13 protein-coding genes are annotated in these 15,462 nt (G+C 74.3%); 5 read left to right on the forward strand and 8 right to left on the reverse strand.

Annotated elements, in window-relative coordinates:
• Positions 1 to 47 precede the first annotated feature (47 nt).
• A complete protein-coding gene (locus tag ACIRD3_RS38055; RefSeq protein WP_402226063.1) occupies positions 48 to 347 on the reverse strand; it encodes a DUF4193 domain-containing protein in 300 nt (99 codons plus the stop codon).
• A gap of 374 nt (positions 348 to 721) precedes the next feature.
• On the opposite strand from ACIRD3_RS38055, the gene ACIRD3_RS38060 reads away from it, so the two are divergent.
• Positions 722 to 3,055 (forward strand): Orn/Lys/Arg decarboxylase N-terminal domain-containing protein, encoded by a 2,334-nt coding sequence (locus ACIRD3_RS38060; RefSeq protein WP_402226065.1) that lies wholly within the window; start codon positions 722 to 724, stop codon positions 3,053 to 3,055.
• Between the two features lie 88 nt (positions 3,056 to 3,143).
• Here the strand turns inward: ACIRD3_RS38060 and ACIRD3_RS38065 are convergent, their stop codons facing one another.
• Positions 3,144 to 3,551 (reverse strand): bleomycin resistance protein, encoded by a 408-nt coding sequence (locus ACIRD3_RS38065; protein ID WP_402226068.1) that lies wholly within the window; start codon positions 3,549 to 3,551, stop codon positions 3,144 to 3,146.
• A 138-nt stretch (positions 3,552 to 3,689) separates the two neighbouring features.
• On the opposite strand from ACIRD3_RS38065, the gene ACIRD3_RS38070 reads away from it, so the two are divergent.
• Genes ACIRD3_RS38070 through ACIRD3_RS38080 form a run of 3 tightly spaced genes read left to right on the forward strand, consistent with a single transcriptional unit; the run spans position 3,690 to position 7,401 of the window.
• Complete coding sequence (locus tag ACIRD3_RS38070) at positions 3,690 to 4,295, forward strand: (2Fe-2S)-binding protein (RefSeq protein WP_402226071.1); 606 nt, start codon at positions 3,690 to 3,692, stop codon at positions 4,293 to 4,295.
• The gene (locus tag ACIRD3_RS38075) at positions 4,292 to 5,296 is read left to right on the forward strand and encodes an FAD binding domain-containing protein (protein ID WP_402226074.1); all 1,005 of its coding nucleotides are present in this window, start codon (positions 4,292 to 4,294) and stop codon (positions 5,294 to 5,296) included. The genes ACIRD3_RS38070 and ACIRD3_RS38075 overlap by 4 nt, the downstream gene beginning before the upstream one ends.
• The gene (locus ACIRD3_RS38080; protein ID WP_402226077.1) at positions 5,293 to 7,401 is read left to right on the forward strand and encodes a xanthine dehydrogenase family protein molybdopterin-binding subunit; all 2,109 of its coding nucleotides are present in this window, start codon (positions 5,293 to 5,295) and stop codon (positions 7,399 to 7,401) included. Before ACIRD3_RS38075 ends, ACIRD3_RS38080 begins: the two co-directional genes overlap by 4 nt.
• A gap of 38 nt (positions 7,402 to 7,439) precedes the next feature.
• On the opposite strand, the gene ACIRD3_RS38085 is transcribed toward ACIRD3_RS38080, so the two are convergent.
• The 3 genes from ACIRD3_RS38085 to ACIRD3_RS38095 form a co-directional block, all read right to left on the reverse strand.
• A complete protein-coding gene (locus ACIRD3_RS38085) occupies positions 7,440 to 8,792 on the reverse strand; it encodes a DUF2254 domain-containing protein (RefSeq protein WP_402226079.1) in 1,353 nt (450 codons plus the stop codon).
• A gap of 100 nt (positions 8,793 to 8,892) precedes the next feature.
• Complete coding sequence (locus ACIRD3_RS38090) at positions 8,893 to 10,224, reverse strand: RNA polymerase sigma factor (protein ID WP_402226081.1); 1,332 nt, start codon at positions 10,222 to 10,224, stop codon at positions 8,893 to 8,895.
• Positions 10,221 to 10,568, reverse strand: coding sequence for a YciI family protein (locus ACIRD3_RS38095; protein ID WP_402226083.1), 348 nt, complete (start codon positions 10,566 to 10,568; stop codon positions 10,221 to 10,223). Before ACIRD3_RS38095 ends, ACIRD3_RS38090 begins: the two co-directional genes overlap by 4 nt.
• A gap of 262 nt (positions 10,569 to 10,830) precedes the next feature.
• Between ACIRD3_RS38095 and ACIRD3_RS38100 the strand changes: the two genes are divergently transcribed.
• Entirely contained in the window at positions 10,831 to 12,309 is a 1,479-nt protein-coding gene (locus tag ACIRD3_RS38100; protein WP_402226085.1) for an MFS transporter, read from the forward strand.
• Positions 12,310 to 12,340: 31 nt separating this feature from the next.
• Here the strand turns inward: ACIRD3_RS38100 and ACIRD3_RS38105 are convergent, their stop codons facing one another.
• The 3 genes from ACIRD3_RS38105 to ACIRD3_RS38115 form a co-directional block, all read right to left on the reverse strand.
• The gene (locus ACIRD3_RS38105; RefSeq protein WP_402226087.1) at positions 12,341 to 13,294 is read right to left on the reverse strand and encodes an oxygenase MpaB family protein; all 954 of its coding nucleotides are present in this window, start codon (positions 13,292 to 13,294) and stop codon (positions 12,341 to 12,343) included.
• Positions 13,295 to 13,375: 81 nt separating this feature from the next.
• Positions 13,376 to 13,975, reverse strand: coding sequence for a hypothetical protein (locus tag ACIRD3_RS38110; RefSeq protein WP_402226088.1), 600 nt, complete (start codon positions 13,973 to 13,975; stop codon positions 13,376 to 13,378).
• A gap of 213 nt (positions 13,976 to 14,188) precedes the next feature.
• Complete coding sequence (locus tag ACIRD3_RS38115) at positions 14,189 to 15,361, reverse strand: alpha/beta hydrolase (protein ID WP_402226091.1); 1,173 nt, start codon at positions 15,359 to 15,361, stop codon at positions 14,189 to 14,191.
• Between the last annotated feature and the right edge of the window lie 101 nt (positions 15,362 to 15,462).

Raw genomic sequence — 15,462 nt, forward strand, 5'->3', positions numbered from 1 at the left:
CGGGGTTCCGTCCGCGCGGGACCGCCGTCGTCCCCGGCGGCCGCCGGTCAGGACGCGCAGTCCCGGCAGATGGGCTGCCCGTTGCGGTCCTCGCCGGCGAGCTGGGCGCGGTGGTGGACCAGGAAGCAGGTCATGCAGGTGAACTCGTCGTCCTGCAGCGGTACGACCCGGACGGTGAGTTCCTCCCCGGACAGGTCGGCGCCGGGAAGCTCGAAGCCCTCGACGGCCTCGGGCTCCACGTCGACGCTGGAGCTCTGCTTGTCGTCGCGCTGGTTCTTCAGCGCCTCGATGCTGTCGTCACTGCTCTCGTCGCCGGTGTCGCGCGGGGCGTCGTAGTCGGTGGCCACGGTGGCGTCTCCTCGTCGGGTGTCGCTCACGGCGGGCGGCTCGTGCCGCCCGCCGGCCCCGCACGGTACCGCCCCGGCGCGTGTTCCCGGCCGATCCGGCCCGAGGGGCGCACCACCATCCCACCTGTGGTGGCCCGTCGGCGCACGACGGGCCGGTGGCGGCCGCGCTCGGCACGCCCGCCGCGCCGGGCTTGCGGGCCCGGCGCACGACGGCGCAGGGTTCGGTACGCGCACGACCGGGTGGCGCCCCGTGCGCGGAGGGCCGCGCCACCCGTTCGGGCGAACCGGTCGGGTACGACCGGTGGCACCGCCCGGACGCTCCGATACTGGCGCGACGTCCACGAGTCCCCGGGTGGGGAGAGGTGCGGTGACCGATGGGTAAGAGCGCGATCCTGCTGGCTTTGCACGAGGGGCCGGTTCGGTCCGGTGCCGCCGGCGAGCAACTCCGTCGAGTGGGAAAGGAGTTGGAGAACCGCGGCTTTGAGTTGCGGTGGGCCTCCACCGCCCGCGACGCCCGGGCGGTGCTGCAGACCGAGGCGGCGATCGCCGCGGCCGTCGTCGCCTGGGACCTCGCCCCCGGCGGGCCCGGCGGCGGGCCGGCCGGCCCACAGGACGGGGGCGCCGACGTGCTGCGGACGATCGGGCGCCGCTTCAAGGACCTCCCCTCCTTCCTCGTCATGCCGGACGACTCGGAGCAGGAGTTCGAAGCGCTGCCGCTCTGGGTGTCGGAGGTGGTGACCGGGTACATCTGGCCCCTCGAGGACACTCCGACCTTCGTCGCCGGCCGGGTCGAGGCCGCCGCGCGGGCCTACCACAGCGACATCCTGCCGCCGTTCTTCAAAGCGCTGCAGCGGTTCGACGACGCGCACGAGTACTCCTGGCACACCCCCGCCCACTCGGGCGGCGTCGCGTTCCTCAAGTCCCCGGCCGGGCGGGCGTTCTTCGACTACTACGGCGAGCGCCTGTTCCGCACCGACCTGTCCATCTCGGTCGGTGAACTGGGTTCGCTGTTCGAGCACAACGGTCCGATCGGCGAGGCCGAGCGCAACGCGGCCCGGGTCTTCGGGGCCGACCGCACCTACTTCGTCCTGCACGGCGACTCCACGGCCGACCGGATGGTGGGCCACTACAGCGTCGCGAGGGACGAGATCGCGCTGGTGGACCGCAACTGCCACAAGTCGGTGCTGCACGGGCTGGTGATCTCCGGCGCCCGCCCGGTCTACCTGGTCCCCACCCGCAACGGGTACGGACTCGCCGGACCGCTGCCACCGACCCGGACGGACCCGGAGGTGGTCCGCGCCAGGATCGCGGCCAACCCGCTGACCGCCGGCGCCGTCGACCCGCAGGCGCAGTACGCGGTGATCACCAACTCGACGTACGACGGCCTCTGTTACGACACCGTCCGGACCGCCCGCGCGTTCGCGCCCAGCGCGCCCCGGCTGCACTTCGACGAGGCCTGGTTCGCCTACGCCCGCTTCCACCCGCTGTACGAGGGCCGTTACGGCATGGCGGTCGGCCCGGAGACCTTCGACGACCCGCTGCGGCCCACGGTCTTCTCCACCCAGTCGACGCACAAGCTGCTCGCCGCCCTCTCCCAGAGCGCGATGGTCCACGTACGGTCCGCGCCCCGGGCCCCGGTGGAGCACGAGCGGTTCAACGAGGCGTTCATGATGCACGGCACCACCTCGCCGTTCTACCCGGGGATCGCCTCGCTCGACGTCGCCACGGCCATGATGGACGGCCCACAGGGGCAGTGGCTGATCGACGAGGCCGTCACCGAGGCCATCAGGTTCCGTCAGGCCGTCGTCCGGACGGCACGACGGATCGCCGCCGCCGGCGACCGGCCCGCCTGGTTCTTCGGCGTCTGGCAGCCGGACACCGTCACCGACCCGGCCACCGGCGAGCGGTTCGACTTCGCGGACGCCCCGGCCGCGCTGCTGAGCCGGGAACCGAGCTGTTGGCACCTGGAACCGGACGCGGACTGGCACGGCTTCCCCGACCTCACCGAGGGGTACTGCCTGCTCGACCCGATCAAGGTCACGCTCACCTGCCCCGGCGTCACGGCCACCGGGCGGACGTCCGACTGGGGCGTTCCGGCGCGGATCCTGACCGCCTACCTGGCCGGCCGCGGCATCGTCGTGGAGAAGACCGACAGCTACAGCACCCTCGTGCTCTTCTCCATGGGCATCACCAAGGGCAAGTGGGGCACCTTGATGGACGCGCTGATGGACTTCAAGGCGCTGCACGACGGCGAGGCCCCGCTCGACCGCGTCCTGCCCGGCCTCGTCGAGCAGTACCCCCACCGGTACACCGGTCTGACGCTCGGGCAGCTGTGCCGACGGATGCACGAGCACCTCACCGGCGCCGAGCTGATCGACGCCCTCGACACGGCGTTCCGCGAGCTGCCCGAGCCGGTCGCGCCACCCCAGCACTGCTACCGACAGCTGATCCGGGGCGGCACCGAGCGGCTGCCGCTGGCACGGGCCGCCGGCCGGGTGGCCGCCGCGATGGTCACCGTGACGCCGCCCGGGATCCCGGTGCTGATGCCGGGCGAGGCCGTCGGCGCCCCCGGCGGGCCGCTGCTGCGCTATCTCGGGGCACTTGAGGAGTTCGACCGGCAGTTCCCCGGGTTCCGCAGCGAGACCCACGGCGTCACGATCGACCCGGCCACCGGCGACTACCTGATCGAGTGCGTCCGCGAGCCGTGACCGGGCCGCAGTGCTTCACACGCCGTCCACTCGGGCGGACCGGGCGGACCGGACGGCCGGGCGGCCCCGCCTCGGACAGCGTCGGCGCTCAGTGCCGCCGGGACGGGCTGCCGATCCGTAGCAGGTTGCCACTGCGGTCGACCAGCGCGAACTCCCGCATCCGGTAGCCGGTGTCGGTGGGCGGCATCAGCCGGCTGCCGGTGGCCCGGTCGGTGGGCACGCCGAGCCGTGCCCAGTCCCGGTGCAGCGCGTCCGCGTCCCGGACCTGCAGGTAGCAGCTGCCGGCCGTGGTCAGCGGGTCCACGCCGGGGTCGTAGCGGAAGTGCAGTTCGACCGTGCCCCTGACGACGATCAGGTAGCCGTCCTCGCCGTCCTCCCCGTCCCAGCGCCCGCGCGGCTCGAAGCCCAGGCGGGCGTAGAACTCCGAGGTCTCGTCCAGGTCCCGGCTCGGCAGGACCGGTACCGCGTACTCGACGCGTGTCCCGTACTCGTCCACGGCGCCACCGTAGGGCCTCCCACTGACACCGGCCCCGTGCCGGGCGCTCGGGCGTGTCCGGAGCGCGGCCCGCCGCCGCGGGTGTGACGCGACGCCGTGCGGTGTGTGGGCGCTCTCCGGGCCGGGGACGTTCGTGCGATGCACAAGGAAATCACCGTACGGGTCGACGGGGCCGCGCGTCGGCTGACCGTCGACACGCGCACGACACTGCTGGACGCCCTACGCGAGCGGCTCGGGGTGACGAGCCCCAAGAAGGGGTGCGACCACGGGCAGTGCGGCGCGTGCACGGTGCTGTCCGGCGGCCGGCGCGTCCTGAGCTGCCTGACGCTCGCGGTCACCCAGGACGGCGCCGAGGTCGTCACCGCCGAGGGGCTCGCCGCCGGCGCGGCGACCGGCGACGGACCGCCGGGCGGCGAGGGCGGCCTGCACCCGGTGCAGCGGGCCTTCGTCGACTGCGACGCGCTCCAGTGCGGCTTCTGCACCCCGGGGCAGGTCGTCTCGGCGGTCGGGGCGCTCGACGAGCTCGCCAGGGGCTGGCCGAGCGCGGTGACCGAGGGGCCGGGGGCGCCACGGCTGGACCGGACCGAGGTGGCCGAGCGGATGAGCGGCAACCTGTGCCGCTGCGGGGCCTACGTCAACATCGTGGCCGCCGTCCGGCAGGCGGCCGGAGCCTCCCCGGCCCCGCGGGCGGGCGCCACCCGGCCGGGCGGTCCCCGGGCCACCGGCACGGAGGCGGCGGGGTGAAGCCGTTCGACTACCTCAGCCCCGCCGACGCCGCGGCCGCCGTGCGCAGCGTGGCCGGGAACCCGGGCGCGGTGTTCCTCGCCGGCGGGACGAACCTGGTGGACCACCTCAAGCTGGGCGTCGTGGCGCCCGAGTTGGTCGTCGGCCTCGCCGGTGTCCTGCCCGCCGAGGTCGAGGAGCTCGACGGCGGTGGTCTGCGGATCGGCGCGGGGGTCGGCAACAGCGAGCTCGCCGCGGATCCGCGGGTGCGCGAGCGCTTCCCGGTGCTGTCGCAGGCCCTGCTCTCGGGGGCGTCGGGGCAGCTGCGCAACATGGCGACCGTCGGCGGCAACCCGCTGCAGCGGACGCGCTGCGCCTACTTCCAGGACGTCACCACCCCCTGCAACAAGCGGGAGCCCGGCTCCGGCTGTTCCGCGATCGGCGGGTGGACCCGGCACCACGCGGTCCTCGGCGCCTCCGAGCACTGCATCGCGGTCCACCCGTCCGACATGGCGGTGGCGATGGCGGCGCTCGACGCGCGGGTGCGGGTGCTCGGTCCGGCCGGGGAGCGCACCGTCCCCTTCGTGGGGCTGCACCGGCTGCCCGGTGACGCACCCGAGCGCGACACCGTCCTGGAGCACGGTGAGCTGATCACCGCGATCGACCTGCCGGCCGCGCCGATCGCCCGCCGCTCGGCCTACCGCAAGGTGCGCGACCGCGCGTCCTACGCCTTCGCGCTGGTCAGCGTGGCCGCGGCGCTCGACGTCGAGGACGGCGTGATCGTGGACGCGCGGGTCGCGTTCGGCGGCGTCGCGCACACGCCGTGGCGGGCGTACCGGGCCGAGGAGGCGCTGCGCGGCGCGCCGGCCTCGGAGCGGAGCTACCGGGACGCCGCCGACGCGGAACTGGCCGGTGCCCGGCCCGCCGAGGGGCTGGACGGCGGCAACGCGTTCAAGATCCCGTTGTTGCGCCGAACCCTCGCCGCCACCCTGCGCGGCCTGGCAGGAGAGGACTCCCCATGACGTTCCCGAGCGAGCCGGACGCCGTCGGCCGCGATCTGCCCCGCCGGGACGGGGCGGTCAAGGTCCTGGGTACCGCCGGCTACGCCGGTGACGCCCCGTTGGCGGACCCCGCGTACCTGCACGCCGTCCAGGCCACGATCGCGCGAGGTCGCGTCACCGAGCTCGACACCGCCGCCGCCGAGGCACTCGAGGGCGTGGTCGCCGTGCTCACCCCCGCGACCGCCGAACGCCTGGCCTCCACCGAGGACCGCGAGCTGGCGGTCCTGCAGGACGAGGAGGTCGCCTTCCGGGGCCAGGTCGTCGCCCTGGTCGTCGCCGACAGCTCCGAGGTGGCGCGGCACGCGGCCGCGCTCGTCCGGGTCGGCTACGCACCGCAGGCGCACGACGTCGAGCTGCGGGCCGACCGCGACGACCTGTACGCGCCCGAGAAGGTGAACGCGGACTTCCCCGCCGCCACCTCCGAGGGCGACGTCGACGCCGCGCTGGCGGCCGCGCCGGTGACCGTCGACGAGACGTACACCACCGCGATGTACCACAACAACCCGATGGAGCCGCACACCACGGCGGCCCTGTGGGACCCGGCGGGTGACGGGTTCCTCACCCTGTGGGACTCCACCCAGGGCGTCCACCCGACGCGTGCCGTCCTGGCGCCGCTGTTCGGTCTGGACGAAGCGCGGGTGCGGGTCGTCTGCCCGTACGTGGGCGGCGGGTTCGGGTCCAAGGGGCAGCCGCACGTCAACGTGGTGCTCGCCGCGATGGCGGCGCGCGCGGTGCCAGGCCGACCGGTGCGGATCGCGCTGACCCGGCAGCAGATGTTCGCCCTCGCCGGCTACCGCACGCCGACCGTCCAGCGGTGCCGCCTCGGTGCCGACCGGGACGGCAGGCTCACCGCGCTCGCCGTCGACGTCGTCGAACAGACCTCGCGCATCAAGGAGTTCGCCGAGCAGACCGGGGTGCCGGCGCGGATGATGTACGCCGCGGCGAACCGGCGGACCTCGCACCGGCTCGCCGTGCTCGACGTCCCGGTGCCCTCCTGGATGCGCGCACCGGGCGAGTGCCCCGGCATGTTCGGCCCGGAGGTGGCGATGGACGAGCTGGCCGAGCGCCTGGGACTGGACCCGGTCGAGCTGCGGATCCGCAACGAGCCCGCCGTCGAACCCGGCTCCGGCAAGCCCTTCTCCAGCCGCGACCTCGTCGGCTGCCTGCGGGAGGGCGCGGCGCGGTTCGACTGGTCGCGGCGCGATCCGCGGCCCGGGGTGCGCCGCCGCGGCGACTGGCTGGTCGGCACGGGCGTCGCGGCCTCCACCTACCCGGTCAGCCGCATGACGAAGTCGACGGCGACGATCCGGCGGGAGGGCGGGCGCTACGTCGCCGAGATCGGGGCGGCCGACCTCGGCACCGGCACCTGGACCACCCTGGCGCAGATCGCGGCGGACGCGCTCGGCGTGCCGGTGGACCGCGTGGAGGTGCGGATCGGCGATACCGATTACCCGGTGGCGTCGGTGGCCGGGGGCTCCTCGGGCATGACGACCTGGGGCTCGGCCGTCGTCGAGGCCGCACGCGCCTTCCGCGCGGTGCACGGGGCCGAGCCGCCGGACGGGGCCGAGGCCTCCGGCGCCGTCGGTCCGGCCGACGACCGCTACGCGATGCACGCCTTCGGGGCGCAGTTCGCCGAGGCGCGCGTCCACGTCGACACGGGCGAGGTGCGGGTGGCGCGCCTGCTGGGCGTGTTCGCCGCCGGCCGGATCATCAACCCGCGCACGGCGCGGTCCCAGTTCGTCGGCGGGATGACGATGGGGCTGTCGATGGCCCTGCACGAGCAGAGCGTGCTCGACCCCCGCACCGGCCACGTCGTCAACCACGACTTCGCCGACTACCACGTCGCGGCCAACGCGGACGTCGACGGGATCGAGGCGCACTGGCTGCCCGAGCACGACCCCCACGTCAACGCCATGGGGTCCAAGGGCATCGGGGAGATCGGCATCGTCGGCACGGCCGCCGCGGTGTCGAACGCGGTGTGGCACGCCTGCGGGGTGCGCGTGCGGGACCTCCCGATCACGCTGGACAAGGTCCTGCACGCTCTGGAGCAACGGCCCGGGCGGTGAGCGCGGGGCGGTGAGCGCGGCGGCGGACCGGGTGAGCGTCAGGCCGAGCCGTCCGTCCGCCGCGCGTGGTCGTGCGCCGCCAGCACGGCGAGGTACCGCCGCCGGACGTCCTCCCGGTCGGCCGGCTCGGCGACCGACTCCCGGCTGAGGCGCTCGATCATCCCCGCCTGGTCGAGCAGCACCTGGCGCTGCCCCTCGTTCCTCGTCTCGGCCATGATCTCCGCGAGGGCGTCGAGCTGGCGGATCAGCACGGCCGGCATCCCGGGGGCGGCCTGGCGGATCTTCTCGAAGGCGCGCTGGACCAGCCGCTCGTAGCTGACGGGCGCGGTCATCACCCGGATGTAACCGGCCTCGTCCCGGTGGACGGGGTTCGGGCTCCACCGGGCGGCGATCCGGCACAGTCCCTCGCCGAGCCAGTCGATGCAGGTCAGGGTGGTGAAGGTGTCGTTCACCGCGGTGGACAGGGCGCGGATGGCGATCTCCACCAGCTGGTCGACCGCGAAGGCGATGTCCTGGGCGAGCGTGCGCGTCGAGCCCGCGACGTGGGCGCGGGCGAAGCTGCGGGCCACCTCGGGCGCCGCCTCGGGCGGCCAGACGGTGGCCAGTTGGTGGCCCTGGACCAGGAAGTGCCCGGGCCGGTGGTCCAGCCGGATGACGGCGTCCAGGTCGGCGGCCATCCGCACCAGCGTGCGGTGCCGGACGAACTGGAGGTACCCGCTGGCGGGCGCCGGAACGGCGGCCCCCTCGGTGTCGAGCCGGATGCCCAGCTCCTGGGCGGAGGGCCCGCGGGTGACGCCCTTCGGCTCCGGGCCGCCCGCGCTCGCCTCGATCGCCTCGGACAGCTCGGCCGCGATGCTGGCGATCACCCGGGGCAGCTGGATCGAGGTGGCGATGTGGTGGATGAAGAAGATCAGCACGGCGAGGTCGGCGAGCACCAGCACCATGCACACGGTGATCGACAGGTGCGGGACGAAGTCGCCGTTCGGACCCGGCCCGGTGACGACCAGCGCGAGGATCGCGAAGGTGAACGTGCCGACGAAGGTGCCCAGGGTCAGCTGGGTGGTGCGGTCCCGGATGAAGGTGCGCAGCATGCGCGGCCCGAACTGGGTGGAGGCCAGCGTCAGGGTCACGATCATGATCGAAAACACCACGCCGACCACCGTGATGAGGGCCGCCGCGATCGCCGCCAGGATCTGCCGCGCCGAGTCCGCCGTCCCGCTGATCACCCAGGACGGCAGCCCCAGGTCGCCGGCGTAGGCCGCCCGGTCCAGCGCGGCGGTGCCCGCGAACAGCGCCCCGGCGAGTACCACCTCCAGGATCGGGACGACCCACAGGTTGGTACGCAGCGCCTCCCGCCGCCACTGCGCCTCCAGGTGGACCCCACGGATCACAGCGCGCCCACTTCCCGTACCCCGGCCCGGTGCGGCGCCGTTCGGACGACCGCGTACCCACCCTAATCAACCCATGTCGGACGGTACGGCCGGATGGCCCTCACCCTCCGTCAGGTGTCGGCCTCCGTCCGTCGGTCTCCGCTCCTCGGTCTGCGCCCGTCCTGCGCTCCTCGGTCTGCGGGCGTCGGTCTCCGCTCCCGGCCTCCGCCAGGCGGCGGCGGAGGTACCGGCGTTCGGCGTCGCCGGTCGCGAGGGCCAGGGCCGCCCGGTAGGAGTCGGTGGCCTCGCGGTGGCGGCCGAGGCGGCGCAGCAGGTCGGCGCGGGTCGCGGGGAGCAGGTGGTAGCCGGCCAGCCGGGGGTCCTCCGCCAGACGGGCGACGAGCTCCAGGCCGACGGCCGGGCCCTCGGCCATCGCCCGGGCCACGGCCAGGTTGAGCGCGACCACCGGGGAGGGCGTCAGTTCGGCCAGCCTGCCGTACAGCCGGGCGATCCGCGGCCAGTCGGTGTCGGCGGCCGTGACGGCCGTGGCGTGGCAGGCGGCGATCGCGGCCTGGAGGCCGTAGAAACCGGGCCCGGCCGACCGCCGGGCGGCGGCGTCCAGGACGGCCACGCCCTCGGCCACCGCGCCGGCGTCCCACCGGGAGCGGTCCTGCTCCTCCAGGGGGACGAGTTCACCCGCGGCGTTCACCCGGCCGGCCCGGCGGGCGTCGTGCAGCAGCATCAGGGCGAGCAGGCCGAGCGCCTCGGGCTCGTCGGGCATCAGCTCGGCCAGCAGGCGGGCCAGTCGCAGCGCCTCCGCGCAGAGTCCGGCGCGGATCAGCTCGGCTCCCCCGGTCGCGCTGTACCCCTCGTTGAACAGGAGGTAGAGCACGGCCAGCACGCCGGCCGTCCGCTCCGGCAGCAGGTGCCCGGGCGGCACCCGGTAGGGGATCCGCGCGTGCCGGATCTTGGCCTTCGCCCGCACCAGGCGCTTGGCCATCGCCTGGTCGCTCACCAGGAAGGCGCGGGCGATCTCCGGGGTGGTCAGCCCGGCCAGGGTGCGCAGGGTGAGCGCCACCCGGGCCTCCAGCGGCAGGGCCGGGTGGCAGCAGGTGAAGATCAGCCGCAGCCGGTCGTCGGCGATGCCGCTGTCGTCCGCCGCCGGCGGCTCGGGCTCGGGCGTCGTCATCGCGAGCTCCCGCAGTTTGGCGGCCTCGGTGCGGGTGCGGCGCAGCCGGTCCACGGCCCGGTTGCGGGCCGTGGCGATCAGCCACGCCCTGGGGTTGGCGGGGACGCCGTCCCGGGCCCAGCGCTCCAGCGCCTTGGCGAAGGCGTCCTGGGCGCACTCCTCGGCGAGGTCCCAGTCACCGGTCCAGCGGATCAGGACGGCGACGATGCGGCCCCACTCGGAGCGGAAGGTCTCGGCGACGGCGTCCGCCGCGTGGTCGGTCACCGCTCCCAGATCGGTCTCACCTCGATCGTCCCGTGGCGCGCCCCGGGGATCCGGGACGCGATCTCGATCGCCTCGTCGAGGTCCCGGGCGTCGACCAGGTAGTAGCCGCCGACCTGTTCCTTCGTCTCCGCGAAGGGGCCGTCGGCGACCAGCACCTCGTCCTCGCGCACCCGCACGGTGGTGGCGTCGGTGGTCGGCCGCAGCCGCTCCCCGCCGAGGAGCACGCCGCGCCGGCCCATCTCCTCGCCGAAGGCGGTGTACTCGGCGAGCATCGCCCGGCCCTCCTCGGGGCCGAGGGCGCCGACGGCGTTCTCGTCCGTGCAGATCATCAGCAGGTACCGCATCTCGTCCTCCTCGTTCCGGTCGCACGTTCCGGCCGTTCGGACCGGTCGCACGTTCCGGACGGTCGTTCCGGCCGTCACCAGTGGGACGAACGGGACGAACCAGGATGGACCGGACGGACCACCCCGAGCGAACCCATCGTCCGCCGGGGGAATCCGGGCGGCCATCGCTGTCCGAGCCATCGCCCTCCGGGCCATCGCCGTCCATCCGGGCCGCCCCCGTTCGTCCCACCCGTGGAAACCGAGCGAGGAGGTGCCATCCGTCATGGCCACAGCCCCCAGCGCGACACCATCCGGTGCCGCGGCATCCGGCGCGCCGGCCCGGCCGGCCCACCAGGCCTGGACGCTCGTCCTGGCCTCGCTGGGCGTCTTCATGACCGCCCTGGACACCCTGGTCGTCACCACGGCGCTGCCCGTCCTGCGGGTGTCGCTGCACGGCGGCCTCACCGACCTGGAGTGGACGGTCAACGCGTACAACCTGTGCTTCGCCTGCGCGCTGCTCACCGGTGCGGCGCTCGGCGACCGCTTCGGCCGGCGGCGGATGTACGGCATCGGCCTGGCCGTGTTCACCGCGGCCTCGGCCGCCGCGGCGCTCGCCCCGACGGTCGGCGCACTGGTCGCCGCCCGGGCGGTGCAGGGCGCGGGGGCGGCGCTGGTGATGCCGCTGACCCTGACCCTGATCAGCGAGGCGTTCCCGGCCGGCAGGCGCGGCATGGCCATCGGTCTGTGGGGCGGCATCGCCGGGCTGGCGGTGGCCGCCGGGCCGGTGGTCGGCGGCGCGGTCGTCCAGGGGATCAGCTGGCACTGGATCTTCTGGCTGAACGTCCCGATCGGCCTGGCCCTGATCCCGCTCGCGCTGACCCGGCTGCGCGAGAGCTTCGGGCCCGATCCGCACCTCGACGTTCCCGGGCTGCTGCTCGCCGGGGCGGGGTTCTTCGGGCTCACCTGGGGGCTGGTGCGGGCGAACACCGTGGGCTGGGGCAGCGGTGAGGTGCTGGCATCGCTGATCGCGGGCGGGGCCGTGGTGGGCGCGTTCCTGTGGTGGGAGCGGCGCGCCCCGGCGCCGATGCTGCCGCTGACGATGTTCCGCCGACGCCGCTTCGCGGCCGCCAACGGCGTCAGCTTCTTCCTCTACGCCGGACTGTTCGGCGCGCTCTTCCTGATGGCGCAGTTCTTCCAGACGGCCCAGGGGCTCTCACCGATGCAGGCGGGTCTGCGGCTGCTGGCCTGGACGGCGGCACCGGTGGTGGTGGCGCCGCTCGCCGGGCGGCTGGCCGACCGGTTCGGGAACCGGCCGTTCATCGTGGTCGGCCTGCTGCTCCAGTCCGCCGGGTTGGCCTGGGTCGCCGGCCTCGCCCGGCCCGGCCTCGGCTTCGCCGAGCTGGGCGTCGCCCTCGCCGTCGCCGGGATCGGCACCTCGCTGGTGTTCCCGACCGTGGCCAACGAGGTCGTGGCGGCCGTCGACGACCGGGACGTCGGGATGGCCGCCGGCACCAACAGCGCGCTGCGCGAGCTCGGCGGGGTCTTCGGGGTGGCCGTCCTGGCCTCGGTGTTCGCCCGCCCGGGCGCGTACGGCTCGCCCGACGCCTTCGTGGACGGCTTCACCTCCGCCCTGTGGGTGGGGGTCGGACTCTCGGCGGTGGGCGTCCTGATCGGCCTGCTCGGGCCCGGGCGGCCCGCCGTCCGGATGCCGGCGGCCGTCACCGCCCTGCTGGGCGGCGACCGGGTGCCGGCGCGACGGTAGCGGCCCGCCCCGGCACCGACCGGACGTGGCCTCAACCCACCTGCGGTGCGGCGGTGGCCCGGGCGTACGCGGCGGCGCGGATCTGCGAGGGGCCGCAGGCCCACACCATGATCCGCCCGCCCGTCCGGGCCAGCGGGCGGTCCCACGCCGCCCGGACCAACCGGGGCCGCCGGACGGCGAGTTCGGCCCGGGCCCAGGGCGGCAGCAGGCCGATCGAGGCGTTCGTCAGCACCCGGACAGCGGCCCGCTCGCGGCGGCTTCGGCCGAAGCCGCGCAGCAGCCGGAGCACGTCCAGGGCCGGCGGCGTCACCCGCAACTCCGGCCGGATCCCGGCCAGATAGGCCACCACCTCGGCACGGGAGCGCGGCACCTCGCGGGCGCCCAGCCGCTCGGCGACGCGCGCCGCCTCGGCGTAGTAGCGGTCGCACTCGGCGGCGGACAGCGGGGTCGCGGCGAAGACCTGGTAGCCGGTCAGGAGGCACACCACCTCGGCGGTGTGCACCCAGGTGAGCAGCTCCGGGTCGTCGGCGCGGTAGGGGCGGCCGTCCGGTGCGGTGCCGGTGATCCGGGGGTGGATCCGCCGCACGGCGGCGATCGCCTGCTCGGCCGCCGTCGTCGAACCGAGCGTGGTGGTGGTGACGAACCGGGCCGTCCGGTTCAGCCGCCCGGTCGGGTCGACGCGGAAGTCCGAGTGCGCGTCGACGGCGGCCATCGCCAACGGGTGCAGGGACTGCAACAGCAGCGCCGCGAAGCCGCCCATCAGCATCCCGGCCGGGTGCCCGTGTACCCGCCACACCACGCTGTCCGGACCGAACAGGCCCGGGTCGCCGGCCGGGCGGTCGTAGCGCTCCAGGTGCAGGTCCCGGCCGTGCACGGTGGCGTTGATCTCGGCCAGCAGCCGCGCCCGCAGTGCGCCGAGCGGCGTCCACCGCGCAGGCCCCGCTCCCGTCGCCGTCCCCGATGTCCCCATGCCCACCGTTCCCATGCCCACCCCTCCTCGCCCCGGCCCTCACCGTACCGAGGGGGCCGACGGCGGTCCGGCCCCGGGTCCGCGCGCATTGCGGTTCTAGGGCGAACCGTTCGTCAGGAGTAGGTGGAGGGTGTGGCCCCGGTGGATGAGCGTGGCGGTGTCGGACGGACCCCCGTCGAAGTAGGCGGGGTGCCGGGGCACCTCGTCGGTGCGGTAGCCGGTGGAGCGGAGGAAGTCCGGGGTGACGGCGGCGCATGACCACCGGGGGCCGTTCGGGCCGAGGAGCGCTCGGGTGAAGGCGGACACCGAACGGTCGGCGTCGGCGGGCGAGGAGTGGCGGCCGTAGGGGCTGGGCGCCTCGGTGAGCATCCAGCGCAGGCGGGTCCGGAGGCCGGCGTGGGTGAGCGGGGTGAGGATCGCGAGGTGCCCCTCACGCAGAAGGGGCAGGTCGGACGGCTCGGCCAGGTTGTGCCAGTTCCGGCGGGCGTCGGCGGCACACAGCAGGTGCTCGAACGCGGTGCTGCGCAGGAAGGCGTGCAGGACGTCCTGTTCGTTCTCGGCCGTGACGGGCACGTCGCATTCGGCGCTGAGCAGCAGGGTGTTGCTGTTCATCGCGCGGTCGACGGCGGTGAGGAAGGCGTCGACGGCCGGGGGTTCGGGTCCGGCCGGCGACGTCGTGAAGGTCGGGGCGTCCATGGGGGCAGTTTCGCGGACGGCATGCGGCGGCTTCACATCGATGGGATCCGGGTCTTCGTCCGCCGGGCGCCCGAGGTCTCCGAGACCTCGGACCGAACCTGCCAGCGTCGCGACTGGAGGGGCCTTTCGGTCTGCTCGGGCGGGCGGCTCGGCGACGGTCTACGGCTCTGCCCCGATGAGGGGCAGAGCCGCCGGCTGGAGACGCCGTCCGGTTCAGGGGATGACCGTGTAGGTACCGTTCATGTCCAGGGCGTACTTTCCGCTCTTGTGACCGTCGACGGCGGTGTGCTTGAGCCATTGCCGGGCGATGTGGTGCAGGCACGGGGCTCGGGTCTCCCAGACCAGCTGGTGCCCTGCGCAGTCGAGTCTGATCATCAACTTGTCGGTGCCGGGGATGGCGGCATAGAGCTGGGGGACGGAGAAGTTGAGCCGGGGGTCGGCCGACGGGTGCATGGCCTGGGTGTCGAACTCCCCGTAGACGATGGCCACGGGCACGACCGTGCCGAGGATGTTGTCGAGCGGCACGGTGGTGTTGTTCCAGCCCCACCAGAAGGAGTTGCGGAACCGGCAGACGCCCTCCGGCGCGCCGGCGGACCCCGCACCCCAGGTCCTGCCGACGGGGTCGTTGTCCAGGACGGCCTCCCACACGACGTCCTCGATGCCGCTCTCCCGCTGGTCCGGGCACTGCAGCTCGGGGGCCCACACGTTCTTCAGGGCGGTCTTCGTGAGGAGGTTCATCGGGAAGCCGAACTGGGCGGCCGGGGTGGACAGGGGCAGCGGGAGAGGCGCGCCGAACCGGGTGCCCGGTTTGCTGGCGCTGCCGTTGGGCGGGAAGATCGGCGCCAGCAGGAACAGGCTGCTCACCTTGCCGGGGTGTTGGATGACGTACGGTCCCATCACGAACGCGGCCGCGGACCAGCCGATGAACGCGACCCGTGACACGTTCCGCAGCTTCTTGATGAATTCGACGACCGTGTCCAGCTCGTCCCACTCGCTCTGCGAGTTGCCCAGCTGGTGCGGATAGGCCGGGGGGCACGTGGCGGCGAGCGGGTCCGGGACCAGGTCGTCGTGCTGCTGCGCGGGGTTGGCGTTGCACGGGTTGTCCATCTTCGGCCGCGGTGACAGGCCGGAGCCCTGGAGCTCCATGATGAACACGTCGTAGCCCGCGTGGGCCAGGTTCTGGGCCCAGCTGTAACTGCCGTGCTGGAGGTCGAACCCGGCGACGGCCGGAACGCTTCGGCCGTGCAGCATCAGGACGGGCTCGGGGGCGTGGGACCCCGTGGTCCCGTCGTACTCGCGGACGAAGAGCTCGACGTGCTCGTTGAGGTTCGCGGGGAGGGTCGAGACGTGCGGGACGGCGTGGTCCTGGGGAGGGATCTGGGGCATCGTTCGCCTCCAATCCGTGGACTCGGCCCGGGTCCGGGCGGCCGGGGCCATCCCGGCCAGGATCCGCCGGACGGGTGTTCGATGCGCAGCTGGTTGGGCTG

It is taken from the genome of Kitasatospora sp. NPDC093550, from assembly GCF_044764985.1.
Taxonomy (GTDB): Bacteria; Actinomycetota; Actinomycetes; order Streptomycetales; family Streptomycetaceae; genus Kitasatospora.